Genomic DNA, 14,502 nt, shown 5'->3' with positions numbered 1-14,502 from the left:
TATCTTATTAACCATTTTTTGCGATTTTTAAATTCAAGAATCTCTAACATTATTCCCTTGCGTTAAATCAAAATTCTCTGTCCTTAGGGTGTTTAAGTTACAATATTAGCTATTGTAATTTTCGCGTGCGGTGATGCTGTAAAAAGGAAAGCTGTTTCAATGAAAAGAATTCTATTGCCACTTTTTGCAGCTTTTATATGCTCATCTTCTGCGCATGGTGCAGCTCATGATGCTGAAGAAGTATTTTTTCAAAAAATTGAAGGACAGTGGGCTGGGGCAGGCGAAGTTGTTGCTGGAAAATATAAAGGAACAAAGTTTACCTGTGTTTTTTCTGGCGCACAAGAACAGACAAAGGTTGGTATGGCTTTAGATGGTTCTTGCCGTGTAGGAATTTTTAGCCAAGCAGTTAAAGCGCGTGTCGTTCGCATTGAAAAAGGTTACCAAGGTACTTTTAATAATGGTGCTAAGGCAGATGGTATGGACATCACATCGGGTCGCATTGGCAAAAAGCACATGGTATTTGGTTTGGTTCGCGAAAATATCAATGGTACGATGACCGCACATCTGGCTGATAATGATACTATGAATATTACTTTATCCGTAAAAGTATCCGAGGATATGGTGCCTGTTGTAGGTGTTAAGCTGAAACGCAATGGTAAAAACACAGTACAAAATACTGCACAAAACGAGTTTAAATAATATTATTTTTTATAATTGATAAAAAAATAATGAATTTTTATTAAAAATAATGTTCAATATTATATTGAACATTATTTCAAGAGTCTAATGCTCACAGTTGGTAGGCCTAACTTTCAATTTACATTGCCTTAGAAAAAAATAGCTATTTATATTTAAATAAGCATAAAAGGATTATCGTAATTTTTCCTATGTCAGATTTAAAACAATGTACACAAAAAGCTAATAGACTTACATTATATGTCAAATAGAAAAAGTTAAGATGCAATCTGAGTTTTTCAATGACCAGATTGTAAAAAAGAGAAACAACATTTTTAATTGTCTCTCTTTTACGATTAGTTATCTTAAAATAGGTGTTAACCTACTGCACTTTCATCATCTGCTTCTGGACCTGTATTTTCCAAAAACTTCTCAGCAATAAGACCAGCATTTTGTCGTAAAGCTGTTTCAATTTCCTGTGCTGCTTCAGGATGCTCACGCAAAAACTGTTTAGCGTTTTCCCGCCCTTGTCCTAGACGTTGTGAATTATACGAAAACCATGCTCCAGATTTTTCAACAATTCCTGCTTTGACACCAAGATCAACAAGCTCGCCGACTTTTGAAATACCTTCACCATAAAGAATATCAAACTCAACTTGTTTGAATGGAGGAGCTAACTTATTTTTAACTACCTTTACACGAGTCTGGTTGCCGACAACTTCATCACGATCTTTTAGTGCGCCAATACGACGAATATCTAAACGCACAGATGCATAGAACTTAAGAGCGTTGCCGCCGGTTGTGGTTTCAGGGGAACCAAACATAACGCCTATCTTATGGCGGATTTGGTTGATAAAGATAACCATGCAATTTGAACGTGAAATCGAAGCTGTTAGCTTACGTAATGCCTGGCTCATCAAACGAGCTTGCAAGCCAGGAAGGCTATCGCCCATCTCGCCTTCAATTTCAGCCTTTGGCGTTAAAGCTGCAACAGAGTCAACAACCAATACATCAACTGCACCAGAGCGCACCAAAGTATCAGTAATTTCCAATGCTTGTTCACCAGTGTCGGGCTGCGAGATCAAAAGGTTTTCTAGGTCAACGCCTAGTTTACGAGCATAAACTGGATCAAGCGCATGTTCTGCATCAACAAATGCACAAATACCACCTAGCTTTTGAGCCTCTGCTATGGTGTGAAGTGCCATAGTCGTTTTACCAGAGCTTTCAGGACCATATATTTCAACAATACGTCCCTTAGGTAGGCCGCCAACACCAAGTGCAATATCAAGTGATAAAGACCCAGTTGGGATAGTTTCAATTTCTACAACAGTATCATTTTGGCCAAGACGCATAATCGAGCCTTTGCCAAATGCCCGCTCAATTTGGGACAGAGCTGCATCCAATGCTTTGGTTTTATCCACGGTATTATCCTCAACAAGTCGTAATGTTTTCTGAGACATCTTACACCACCTTTTCAGGATTTTTAAACCCTGGATTAATTATTCACATGAATCATTTGTACACTATTTGTTCTAGCTTTGCAATACTGATAACTGTCTGAAAGTAAACATTTTTTATTTTTTGTTCATTTCTTGTTCTTGTTTGTTCGGGCGAATAAAAACAAATAGCTTCAAAGCTTTTATGTTCAACTGATTTGATGATTTCTTAGATAATTGATTTTCTTGCCAAAATTTTAATATAGTAAGAATCGTTAATAGGTAACCAGAATGCATTAATGCATTAGATTACCTATTAAAATTTCGCTTAAGTTAAAATACTTTTTCCAAGCTAAATATAGGTGGCTTCTGTGCTATTTGGAAATTTTGTTAATTAGCGTGAAGCGATGGCTTTAATTGTTTAATGAGGCTTTCAGGATTGATTTTACCAGCTAAAGCCAACATTACCAGCGAAGTGCGTCCCATAGGCTTTAGCTCAAAACGCAAACTTTTTGGGTTATTTATAAATGTAATCATTTCATTTTTTGCTTGGTCAAAAAAACTAGTCTTTTTAGCAAATGAAAGCCAACCTGGCAAACCGCTGGCCCATTCAGATTTTAGCTGCGTTGGCGTTTTCTTTTCCCGCTTTGACTGCGCGTTTACTAATTTATCTGTTAGGCCTTTATCAATGAAAATGAACGATCCGCTATAAAAATTATATCTTTGTATCTGGCTAAGCATGCCTAACGCCATGCGAGATTTATCAATCTTTCCATGATCATTATCACGCTGTAAAGTTAAAAGGGTGAGGAGGGAATCTATCGTAATGCCATCCATCTTCAGTTTGGCGTTGAGCTGACCACCCTTATTAAGATTCAGGCTAAACTGATCCAGTTGCAATAGTGCATTTGTGCCACCATAGGCACCGCTAAGGGTAAGATTTCCGGTTGCACGACTATAACCCATATTTATGAAGTCCGTTCGTGATGTACCATCAGGAAAGTTTTTTACTTCAACAGTTATATTAGCTATTTTTATATGAAACTTCACTGGATTTTGGCGAATGGAACGGGTTAACTTAATGTCACCATTTTGGAGTGACCCAAGAAGTTTATTTTTGTCATCAAATAATTCTATTGTTTTAAAGCTACCAATATCATAGCTAAAACCAATATTTTGGTTATATATTCCTTCATTTGGGGGAAGCGCGGCACCAGTCAAGCGTATTGTGTTTACAAAAAGAGTACTTTTTTCATATTGATAGATAATCGAATCAATCAAGACATTAGAAGCTAAAAAGCCGCCATGAGGAACAGCTCTTACATTTTGAAAAATAATTGTTTTAAACTTTGTATTGGGTGTTAAAACATCACCACTAATCGTGATATCTTTTAAAGTAATATTTTGATTGTCGGTTGTTATGCCACCAATGTTTACATTAGCTTTATTGCCAAAGCTCTTTTTAAAACGAGCACTGAACGCCTTTACATCTAATGATGAACTTGCAGCAATGGAAGATTGCGTATTTGAGTTTTGCGCATAACTTATTGATAAATTGGCTATAAATAATAAAACGAATGCTTGTATTAATGAAACTAAAAAAATCTTCATAAATTAACCTTTAGCATGTCAGATATGCAATTTGAGAATTTGGTATTTTACATTCGGTTTTGAATAAATTATAGTAAATATAACCGATTAAAAAAAATATTAAACTAATTAAGCCATAAAAATAAAAAACTGCAAAAACACATAATATAACATGGTTATTATAAAATGTGTTTTGCTTGCTAAAGCCAAAATTTTTGTATTGGTTTAAAGAATAAGTATTTTAACTGTGTCCCCAATATTTAAAGCAGGTGCATCGATCTCGTTGATAATCAAGCAATTAGATTGGGCCATTATTTTCATCAATGATGAATCAGCTGAAGCCGCTGGAGTGACGTGTAATATGCCTTGCTCATCGCTTTTCATTGTACCGCGTATATAATGGCGGCGAGGGCCGTTCGCTTTAAGGGCTTTGGTTAGTTTGGCGTTCATTATCCGTTGAGCAGATTGATTGCCACGCATTTTATCCATCATCGGCAAAAGAAAAAGTGTTGCTGTCACAATTGCTGAAACAGGGTTACCAGGTAGTCCCAAAACGAGCATATTATGTTCACCATTTTTGATGGTACCAAACATTAATGGCTTACCAGGGCGAAGGGCAATTTTCCAAAAATCAAGTTCCATGCCAGCTTCCTGCATGACTTCTTGAACAAGATCATAGTCACCGACCGAGACACCGCCGCTGGTAATCAGAATATCGGCTTTTTGCTGCTTAGCCGCTTGAATAGCAGAATGAATTTGCGAGCGATTATCGGCAACAATACCAAGGTCTATAACTTCACCGCCATGATCCATCGCCAATTGTGCCAAAGCATAACCGTTTGAAGCAACAATTTGTCCTTCCCCCGGTATCGTTCCAGCTGGTACTAATTCATCCCCAGTGGATAAAATAGCAATGCGAGGTGATCTAATAACTGAAACCGTAGCATGGCCACTGGCTGCGGCAAGACCAATTGCGGATGGAGTTAACTGCGTAGCTGCCGGTAAAATCACATCGCCTTTGGTAAAATCACCTCCAGCAGGACGAATATTGGCATGGGCAGCACTATTTTGGGTTAATTCAATAAATCCATCATCAAGCTTGTTGATATTTTCTTGTATGATAACACTGTTAACATCTTCGGGTACTGCTGCACCAGTAAAAATACGAATGGATTCGCCTTTATTGACTTTCCCTTTGAAAATATGGCCAGCTGCTGCTTCACCTACAACCTTGAATCGAGTTCCTGCCGCAATTTCCTCATCTGATTTGACTGCATAGCCGTCCATTGCCGATGAATTAAAAGGTGGTTGTGTAAGCTTGGCTAAAAGAGGCTCACTTAAAAAACGACCACCGGCAAAGCTGATATCAATGGTTTCACTTTCCAAAAGAGTTGCTTTTTCGGTTAACCGATGAAGGGCCTCATCAACTGTCATAAGTGCCATTATCTATCCTATCTTATCATCTAATTGAAACAACGCCCGATAATTCTTTGCTTTTAAAGCCTATTGATTTTTATTTGGCGCTTGCACATAAAAAGAAAAGAATATTGACGAAAATAAAATAATTAGTCTTTTACCTATGCCAGTCTCCAGATTTACCGCCGGTTTTCTCACTAAGCTCAATATTGGTAATCGTCATTGATTTATCAATCGCTTTGGCCATATCATAAATAGTAAGGCAGGCAATAGAAACGGCAGTCAATGCTTCCATTTCAACGCCAGTTTTGCCTGTAAGAGCCGCAGTTGCTTTAACTCTTATACCCGGAAGAGTGGCATCTGGCACCAAATCAACACTTAACTTGGTAAGCATAAGTGGATGACATAGCGGAATAAGATCTGATGTTTTTTTAGCCCCCATGATACCAGCAATACGGGCAGCAGCTAATACATCACCCTTTGCAATACGGTCTTCGCTAATCGCGTTGAGCGTTTCTGTGGCCATGATGACACAGCCTTCAGCCACGGCCTTACGGTCTGTTTCACTTTTTTGGCCAACATCAACCATGTGAGCAGCGCCATGCTCATCAATATGGGTAAGCTTATTTGACATATTATGTTCCTACTGCCTTATTTTAAGCTTTAAATGCCAAACACTTTAAATACCAAGTAATTGACGGGTCGCTAATGCAACATTATCCTGCCGCATAAGACTTTCACCAATCAGAAAATTTTGTACATTGCTTTTGGCTAATCGTAAGCAATCGTCATGGGTAAAAATTCCACTTTCACCAATCAAAAGTTTGTCTTCTGGCACCATTGGTGCTAGTCGCTCTGTGACTGCTAGGTCAACATGAAAATCACGCAAATTACGATTATTTATGCCGATCATTTCTGATTTTAGTCGTAAGGCCCGTTCCATTTCTTCTTCATTGTGAGTCTCAATCAAAACATCCATACCAAGTTCTAAAGCGGTATCTTCAAGAGACTTAGCACAATGATCATCAATGGCTGCAAGAATGATTAAAATACAATCTGCGCCCAAGGCGCGTGCTTCATATACCTGATAGGTGTCAAATAAGAAATCTTTTCTTATTGTTGGCAAATAAGTAGCATTACGTGCTTGCTTTAAAAATTCCGGTTTACCCTGAAACGACGGGTAGTCCGTAAGTACCGACAAGCAAGCAGCTCCACCTTCTTCATAAGCACTAGCTAGCAAAGGAGGGTTAAAATCCTCGCGAATTAGCCCTTTAGATGGACTTGCTTTTTTGATTTCTGCAATTAAACCAAAAAGCCCAGCAGCATTTTTTGCCCTTAATGCATTAGCAAAGCCACGAGGTTTATCCAGTTCTAAAATTTTTGCTTTTAAATCATCAAGAGATGTTATTGATTTAGATTTTTCAATCTCGACAAGTTTATAGGCTTCAATTTTCTTTAAAATATCACTCATAATACGGCTTCCTGCCGGTTGGAAACAGAAATAAGAAGCTGAAGCTTATTTAAGGCGCGTCCACTATCAATGCTTTCGCGTGCAAGCTCTACGCCATCAGACAAATTGGCAACCTTATCGGCAATAATAAAGCTTGCCGCTGCATTTAAAAGCACTATGTCACGATAGGCACCTTTTTCACCTTCAAGGACACGCTTTAATGCTGCCGCATTATATTCAGGATCGCCCCCTTTTAAGTCATCCTTACTGACGCGTTTTAATCCAACTTCTTCGGGCGTCACGATAAAGCGTGAAAAAACACCATCCTTGATGGCAACGACTTCAGTTTCGCCAGATGTTGTTAATTCGTCCATGCCATCACCATGTACAACCCATAATGATTTTGAGCCAGAGGCTTGTAAAGTACGAGCAACAGGCTCAAGCCAATAGGGGGAAAACACCCCGATTAACTGACGGGTTGCGCCAGCAGGATTTGAAAGGGGCCCTAAAATATTAAAAATAGTTCGCGTGCCTAATTCTACCCGTGCTGGCCCTACATGGCGCATGGCAGAATGGTGAGTTGGAGCAAACATGAAGCCAATACCAGCTTCTGCAATGCATGTTGCGATTTGTTCGGCATTTATGTCAATGTCTATGCCCAATGCTTTTAATGCATCTGCTGCGCCCGAGCGTGATGACAAAGCGCGATTGCCGTGTTTGCCCACTGGTAGTCCTGCGCCTGCCACCACAAAAGCAGTCGCAGTTGAAACATTGTAAGAGCCAGATTGATCACCTCCAGTGCCCACTATATCAATGACATCTTCAGGTGCTTTAACCGGCAGCATTTTAGCCCGCATTGCCTTAACAGCGCCGGTGATTTCTTCAATTGTTTCGCCGCGCACTCTTAATGCCATTAAGAACGCGCCGATTTGTGAAGGGGTCGCTTGCCCTGACATCATTATTGTAAAAGCCTGTTCTGCTTCATCTTGTGTTAACGGCGTAGCCGTCGCGACTTTATTGATAAAAGGCTTTAAATCGGCCATGGTTCTTGTCCACCTATGGGTTTAAAATGCTTTGTATGATTGCATTATTGGCTTGGATTGGGTGTGCTAGTTCTACTGCGAACAAATATTGTGCGAGCACGTCCTGACCTAACGCTGAATTTAGTTGTTGCTTTATCGCTGGATCTAGTGAATCAGGGCTTGTGCTGGCTGGTTCGGTTGTGCTTGTTACTTTAAATACTAGCTTTGTTTGTTCATCATTACTTGGTGCTATACCGGTAGAGTTAGTTGGACCACTAAATATAGCCGTGAGCGCTTCCTTATTAAGGTTTAATCCTGCACCAGAACGGCTTAAATCAGTTGCTTGCTCAACCTGAAGATTATTTTCACTTGCAATTTGTGCAAGGCTTTTGCCGTTAGCAAGTTCGGTATTAAAGCTTTCAGCTTTTTGTACAATAAGGCGATCCATTTCCTGTATTTTCCAAGCAGCGATGACAGCTGGCCGCGCTTCGTCAAGCGTACGATCACGGCTGTTGATGATATCGTCGGTTTGATACCATTGCATGCCTTCATCACTTGTAAGCGGATCAGAAACTACACCAATAGTTGCAGCAAAAATGCCGCCGATAAGGTTTTGCTTATTTGGAATATTTTCAACTGCTTGGCCTTCAGGATTATTACCTTCAGCATCAACAGTTACCGTCGTTATTGGTAAATTATGCTTTTGGGCAATTTCATCCAAGGGAATACCATCTAATTGCTCATCGGCGATAGTTTTAACGAGGGCGGATAAAGCATCGCGTGCCTTTTCTTCACTTAACTTTTGGCGAATTTGCTCAGATACAGTGTCAAATGGTGCCGGCATACTAGGCAGAATTTTGATGACACGAATAATAACTGGCCCTTGCAAATCATTTATGACAGGCGATATAGCCCCTTCTTGCAAAGGAAATATTTCTGCTGCAACCAGGGAAGATAGATCAGTACGACTGATTGGACCTTTGCGAATAGATTCAGGGTTGATATTTAGAGAAGCCACCAATTCATCAAAGCTCATACCGCTTTTTAGCTTTTGGGCAGCCTCGTCAGCTTCTTTACGGGTGTTAAAACGCAACTCATCAAGTAAACGCTTTTCGGGAATTACATATTTAGACGGTTCATTTTGATAGGCTTCTTTTAACTCATCATCGGTAATTGCTGTGGGCGTCGCCAATTGCTTGGCGTTTAAACTAATATAGGAAGCTTTTCTATATTCAGGAGCGCGAAAATTGGATTTTTGAGTTTCATACCATGCGGCTAAAACATCTTGAACTGGATCGGCAATCGTTCCAATGAGGCTTGGAGTCACGGCGATAAAATCAATATTGCGCAGTTCGCGATTGTTAAGCACCAGTGCTGAGTAGAACACATCAGGCATAGCCATATTTCCACGAACAGATTCGATAATCTGATTACGCGTACCGGTTTTTGTCAGTTGATCTAAATAGGTATTTTGTGAAATGCCTAGCTGTTCAATATATTGCTGAAATGAAGCCTTGCTAAATTGCCCCGTCATGCCATGAAAGATTTGTTGTGAACCAAGAACGCGCAAGGTGCCATCGCGTCCGGTATTGGTTTTCATTAATCGCGCTTCTTCGTCAAGCAAAACAAAACCCTTAAGTTGCCGCAAAATTTCATTAGCAATACCCATTTGGGGAAATTGATTTGGAGCTACATATTTGCCTGTTCTAAGGTAAATTTGCATGGCTTGGTTTTGAGCGACAAATTGGTAGTCGGTTGCGGTGGCTTCAGACTTGCCCGACTGATAAATGGCATCACTTCCTTGTCCGTAGAAAGCTTGCGGGATTCCCCATAATGCAAAACTTAATAATAGTAAGCCAAGAAATGCTTTTGCTACCATAGTGTTGGCTGCTGCGCGCATGTGATCTAACATAAGATATTTCCATGTGTTAAAGTATCAGTCGGAATATTAAGGCATTTGTTTGCCCTATTAAAATGGCAGATGCAAGATGTTGCCTGCATTTTTTTGGCTTTAATTGCTATAAGCAGTGATATTTAACCAATATTCACCAACATCAAATGGCTTTTGCATGTAATTAATATAGTTTTGTAAAAAGACAAATGCGCTTTCAAAGTTTGTTGGTCACGATTTAAATTGCTAAGCTGTAAGAGCCAATGGCAACGCCTTTAAGATAGGAATGTTTTAGCAAAAACAATCGACAATATTTCAATTTTAACTGCTTGTTTTGAAATGCAAATTTCCTAGTTTATTTTAGTTGAATTATGAATCTGGTTATAGGTCTTACTTATTGTGTTAAAAATAAAATTGGGTAGATATATATATCACAATATTAACATGAGTTATTTTATTTTTTTATTACAAAGTTAAAGTGAAAACCGATTTGAATGATAGGTTTAAATTACAGGAATATGGATTTATTATAAAATTTAATCTTTTTTACCCTTAAGGATTTTTTTAGTAATTGGACTTGGTAGGGGATAATATTTCATATTTTATTGACAATTTTGAATATTTCCAAGATTGTAAATAACCTATTGTTAAGGCAATTTTGGCATATTAAAAATAAAGTTCGGTTTGTACGCATTGTGTTTACTTTGCTTCAATAAAATATTTTGGGTTTAATGAATTATTATGGCTAAAAAATCATCTTATAAATCGGTTTGCATTCTGATTAGTGGTGCAATTTTAGCGTCTCTTTCAGTAAATTCAGCCAATAGTGCTAATATTTTTGATTATTTTAATCAAAAAAAACAAGAGCGTTTACAGCGTGAGCAGCAAATGCGCCAACAACAGTTAATGCAGCAACAAGTGCAGCCACGGCAAATTGCTCCGGTAGATCCCGCCCCGCAACCAATCAAGCGGGTGGTTGTAGAACCTCCGAAAATATTCGATTATCGCCCAGATAAATTGGTTGAAATAGATTTTTCGAATGTAGAATTTAAACCAGCATTGGTAGCTGATGATGTCAATCTATTGCTTGATAATGCAGTAGTGAATAGCGATGTTGAAGCTGTTAACAATGATGATAATGATGGTCTAGTTGAAGTACAAGCTGATGCTTTAAATCCTGATGAGACGCAATTTGTAGAAAATGCGCGGGCACTGCCTGCAATCAAGGCTGAAAAGCAAGTAAGTGATGCTTTGGTTAAATATTATGCATCTCATCCAAAGTTGATTTGGTCGTCTGGCAATATGTTGAGCGATAAGGCTATAGCTGTACAAAAATTTTTGAAAAATGCGTCCGATGACGGTCTTGATCCAACCGAATATATGGTTGAATTCCCTGAACTAGACGGTAGTGCCGAAGATGCTCAGGCTATTTTAGCTTTCGATGTAAAATTTACCGCCCGTTTATTGCGTTATAGTGTTGATGCTGGGGCAGGCCGAGTAGTTGCTGATCGTTTGTCAGCTTTTCATGATTTGCCGCGACGTAAAATTGATCTTGATCATATCATCAAAGAACTAGCCGAAAGCGACCAGCCAGAAAAATTACTTGCTAATTTTGAGCCACTTTCACCATGGTATAAAAAATTAAAGGCCGAGCTTGCAATTTTAAACGCTCAAGAAAGTGCGCCACGAATTGAAATTGCCAATAATACTGTTATTAAACCTGGCAAAACGAATGACGAATTGCCGAAAATTATTTCGTTAATCCTTGATAAGGCGCCGCAAACCTATCTTGGTGTGCATCGGCAATTACTTGAAGATAATAGTCAAAACACTGTTTATTCTGATGAATTGGTGGTAGCCGTTAAAGATTTGCAAAAGGCTTTGGGTAAAGCGAGTGACGGGGTTATTGGACCTGCAACCATTAGAGCGTTACAGGGTGATAATGTCGCGGCTAAGAGGCAAAAAATTATAACTTCTTTGGAAAGATTGCGGTGGTTACCCCATGAATTTTCCGAGCGTTATGTTTTTATCAATCAGCCAGCCTATAAAGCACAATATTTCGAAGATGGAAAAGAAGTACTGGCAATGAAGGTAGTTGTTGGTTCTCAGCGGCATCAAACCTATTTTTTCTATGATGATATTAGTTTAGTGACCTTTAATCCAACATGGGGGGTGCCGCGTTCTATTGTCATGAATGAAATGATGCCTCGTATATTAAAAGATCCAGCTTATCTTTCTCGTAATGGCTATGAGGTATTTAACGCGTCAGGCAAAAAGGTTGATGCAGGTTCAGTCAATTGGGGAAGTGTAGCAACTAAGGGCTATGGTGTTAATATTCGCCAAAAGCCAGGGACAAGCAATGCGCTTGGCGAGCTTAAGATATTATTTCCAAACAAGCATGATATTTACCTTCATGACACTCCATCAAAAGCTGCTTTTCAACGCGATATGCGAGCAATTAGCCATGGTTGTGTTCGTTTAGCTGATCCAAGGGCGATGGCGGCAGCTGTCATGGGGTTGGAAAAAGATGGTTTAAAGCGTTATTTTGGTAAAGACGAAAGAACCGTAAAATTAGATGTGAAAGTGCCTGTTTACCTAGCATATTTCACCGCTTGGCCTGACGCAGAAAATGGCAGCATTCAATATTACGATGATGTCTATAATCGTGATGGTGCGCAGCAAACAGCAAGCGACAAAATCAAGAAAATGCGTCTTGAAAATATGTAACCTCATTCTTTTTATATAAAATGTTATACATGTTTTAAATAATCAAGAACGGCATCGAGAGAGTGGACGGTAGTTGTTGATGGCAATGAGGTCCGCTCGATCATAATAATGGGGATTGATAATTCCCTTGCTGCTTTTACCTTACCATAAGACGAGTTGCCACCCGAGTTACGGCATATTATCCAGTCAACTTTTCTATCAATCAATAGTTTTTTTTCACTTGCACTATCGTTGGGGTAGCCAATAATAAACTCAAGATTGCTTAGCTCATCAAGATTATCGGGATAATCAATCATTCTCGCCAAAAACCTTGAATCCTTCAATTGAGCAAATGGTGCAATGTGTTGACGTCCAATAGCTAGTAAAATGGTTTTATCTTTAGGTACAACTTTTATCGCTTCCTCAATGTTTTTGACGCTAATCCAACTATCTCCGTCTTGTTTTTGCCAAAGTGGTCGCTCTAGCCTTATAAGCGGTACTTTGGCTATTCGTGATGCTTCATAGGCATGATCGGTCATTTGGCGGGCAAAAGGATGTGTCGCATCTATAATGATATCTATTTTTTCTTTTAAGATATAAGTAATCAAACCTTCGACACCGCCAAAGCCGCCTATGCGCCAATTACCTTTAGGGATGCGTGGAGAAGAGGTGCGACCAGCAAGCGAGGTCGTTACATTAACCGGCTGGTTTTCTAATATTTCGGCAAGTTGATATGCTTCGGTCGTTCCTCCGAGTATAAGTATAGATAGTTGTTTGGGCTTAGCAATTTCAAGCATGTTGGAATAATGATTATTTTCTTGCAAGTATGGCGCCTTTTCTGTCGGTTATGATTATTTCCACCTCAACTGGCGCCCCATTTAAAACATGAAGTGCGGTTTGTTTTGCAAGTGTTGCAATTGGCGGTGCTGGGTTTATGCCATTGTCAAGTGCAATATCGAGAATTTCCTTTGCAGTATTTGCATTTAATATCCTTTCTTCGAAAGAATCATCTAGCCCTAATTCTTTAATTATATCCCACAAAAATTGCCGATTAATGGTCGAGCGCGAAGAGTGAAGATCAATTTCTCCTTGCGCAAGCTTGGTTATTTTTGCAAACCCACCAGCAATGGTAAGACTTGGGACTGGGTGATTACGCAAATATTTTAATACAGCACCAGCAAAATCGCCCATATCAAGCAAGGCATAGTCTGGTAAATGATATAATTCTTGTGCGGCATCTTCTGAGGTTGATCCCGTTGCAGCCAATACATGTTGTGCCCCTTGTGCGCGTGATACGTCAATGCCGCGATGAATGGAATGGATCCAAGCCGAACAAGAAAATGGATGGACAATGCCGGTAGTGCCAAGAATGGAAATTCCCCCTACAATACCAAGTCGCTTATTCCATGTTTTCTTTGCTATTTCCTCACCATCAGGAACTGAAATAGTGATAACTACATCAGCTGGTAAACCATAAGAACTACAGATTTCTTCAACAACATTCCGCATCATTTGGCGTGGTATTGGATTAATTGCAGCCTCACCAGGTTCAATGGGGAGCCCCTTTTTTGTAACGGTTCCAACACCATCACCAGCTACAAACATTATGCCTGTTCCTTCTGGTGCCGGGAATACTGTTGAAATAATCATGGCGCCATGAGTCACATCTGGGTCATCGCCAGCATCTTTTATAATGCCAGCGCTCGCGTAGTCTTCACCAAGACTTTCCATGGCCAATTGAAAATAGGGGACTTCGCCTTTTGGTAAAATAATCCCAACGGGGTCTGGAAATTCTCCAGTAATAAGGGCGGTCAAAGCCGCTTTTGTTGCAGCCGTGGCGCATGCGCCAGTTGTCCATCCCGTTCTAAGTGGCGTATCATTCAACGGAGGGATATCATTGTCATTCATAGCCATTTCGTCGCTTTTTTAATTTATTTTTAAGTGTGGCAAAGTCTATATATTATTATTTGAATTGAATTGCTTTAATCATTGGCGCAACAATGGTTCACCAATTTTTTTAAGTAGAGGGCATAGGCCGTAAAGACCCTATCAATTTCAAAGTTTTAAATTAATTAACGCATACTAGGTTGTATATTTGAAAAAACAACGCTTTAATAATCATAACTCATATAAATCTATGTGCAATCGCTTGATAGGCTAGGGGCTCCCTTTACGCAAAATAATTTTATTTTTGCTGATAAAGTTACATTTTTGTGAAGGCGGAGGAAAATCTTCAACTCATTTTTATCAAGTTATGCATGTCATAGCGAATTATATATCAAAAAACGCCAGAGTTGAAGAGATAATCTCTAATAG

The 14,502-nt window shown here is 39.3% G+C and carries 11 protein-coding genes; 2 read left to right on the top strand and 9 right to left on the bottom strand.

What is annotated here, in order from left to right:
- Positions 1 to 159: 159 nt before the first annotated feature.
- Entirely contained in the window at positions 160 to 699 is a 540-nt protein-coding gene (locus N5852_RS07695; RefSeq protein WP_262097247.1) for a hypothetical protein, read from the top strand.
- Between the two features lie 353 nt (positions 700 to 1,052).
- On the opposite strand, the gene recA is transcribed toward N5852_RS07695, so the two are convergent.
- The 7 genes from recA to N5852_RS07660 all read right to left on the bottom strand — a co-directional run bounded on the left by recA (position 1,053) and on the right by N5852_RS07660 (position 9,501).
- A complete protein-coding gene (gene recA, locus N5852_RS07690; protein WP_262097245.1) occupies positions 1,053 to 2,135 on the bottom strand; it encodes a recombinase RecA in 1,083 nt (360 codons plus the stop codon).
- A 366-nt stretch (positions 2,136 to 2,501) separates the two neighbouring features.
- The gene (locus N5852_RS07685) at positions 2,502 to 3,722 is read right to left on the bottom strand and encodes an aq_1923 C-terminal domain (RefSeq protein WP_262097244.1); all 1,221 of its coding nucleotides are present in this window, start codon (positions 3,720 to 3,722) and stop codon (positions 2,502 to 2,504) included.
- Between the two features lie 204 nt (positions 3,723 to 3,926).
- Complete coding sequence (gene glp, locus N5852_RS07680; protein WP_262097243.1) at positions 3,927 to 5,144, bottom strand: molybdopterin molybdotransferase MoeA; 1,218 nt, start codon at positions 5,142 to 5,144, stop codon at positions 3,927 to 3,929.
- Positions 5,145 to 5,274: 130 nt separating this feature from the next.
- The gene (gene moaC / locus N5852_RS07675) at positions 5,275 to 5,751 is read right to left on the bottom strand and encodes a cyclic pyranopterin monophosphate synthase MoaC (protein WP_262097241.1); all 477 of its coding nucleotides are present in this window, start codon (positions 5,749 to 5,751) and stop codon (positions 5,275 to 5,277) included.
- A gap of 45 nt (positions 5,752 to 5,796) precedes the next feature.
- Positions 5,797 to 6,591 (bottom strand): indole-3-glycerol phosphate synthase TrpC, encoded by a 795-nt coding sequence (gene trpC / locus N5852_RS07670; protein WP_262099727.1) that lies wholly within the window; start codon positions 6,589 to 6,591, stop codon positions 5,797 to 5,799.
- Positions 6,585 to 7,610 (bottom strand): anthranilate phosphoribosyltransferase, encoded by a 1,026-nt coding sequence (gene trpD, locus N5852_RS07665; protein WP_262097240.1) that lies wholly within the window; start codon positions 7,608 to 7,610, stop codon positions 6,585 to 6,587. Before trpD ends, trpC begins: the two co-directional genes overlap by 7 nt.
- A 13-nt stretch (positions 7,611 to 7,623) precedes the next feature.
- Entirely contained in the window at positions 7,624 to 9,501 is a 1,878-nt protein-coding gene (locus tag N5852_RS07660) for a peptidyl-prolyl cis-trans isomerase (protein ID WP_262097239.1), read from the bottom strand.
- Between the two features lie 720 nt (positions 9,502 to 10,221).
- On the opposite strand from N5852_RS07660, the gene N5852_RS07655 reads away from it, so the two are divergent.
- On the top strand, positions 10,222 to 12,207 hold the full coding sequence (locus N5852_RS07655) for a L,D-transpeptidase family protein (RefSeq protein WP_262097238.1): 1,986 nt from the start codon (positions 10,222 to 10,224) through the stop codon (positions 12,205 to 12,207).
- Positions 12,208 to 12,230: 23 nt separating this feature from the next.
- Here N5852_RS07655 and N5852_RS07650 read toward each other — a convergent pair whose 3' ends face one another.
- On the bottom strand, positions 12,231 to 13,010 hold the full coding sequence (locus tag N5852_RS07650; RefSeq protein WP_262097237.1) for a cobalt-precorrin-6A reductase: 780 nt from the start codon (positions 13,008 to 13,010) through the stop codon (positions 12,231 to 12,233).
- The gene (locus tag N5852_RS07645; RefSeq protein ID WP_410004253.1) at positions 12,997 to 14,094 is read right to left on the bottom strand and encodes a cobalt-precorrin-5B (C(1))-methyltransferase; all 1,098 of its coding nucleotides are present in this window, start codon (positions 14,092 to 14,094) and stop codon (positions 12,997 to 12,999) included. The genes N5852_RS07650 and N5852_RS07645 overlap by 14 nt, the downstream gene beginning before the upstream one ends.
- Positions 14,095 to 14,502 lie beyond the last annotated feature (408 nt).

The organism is Bartonella sp. HY328 (assembly GCF_025449335.1).
GTDB lineage: Bacteria > Pseudomonadota > Alphaproteobacteria > Rhizobiales > Rhizobiaceae > HY038.
Note: the sequence above shows the minus strand (reverse complement) of the source record. Positions and strands in the feature narration are given on the sequence as shown.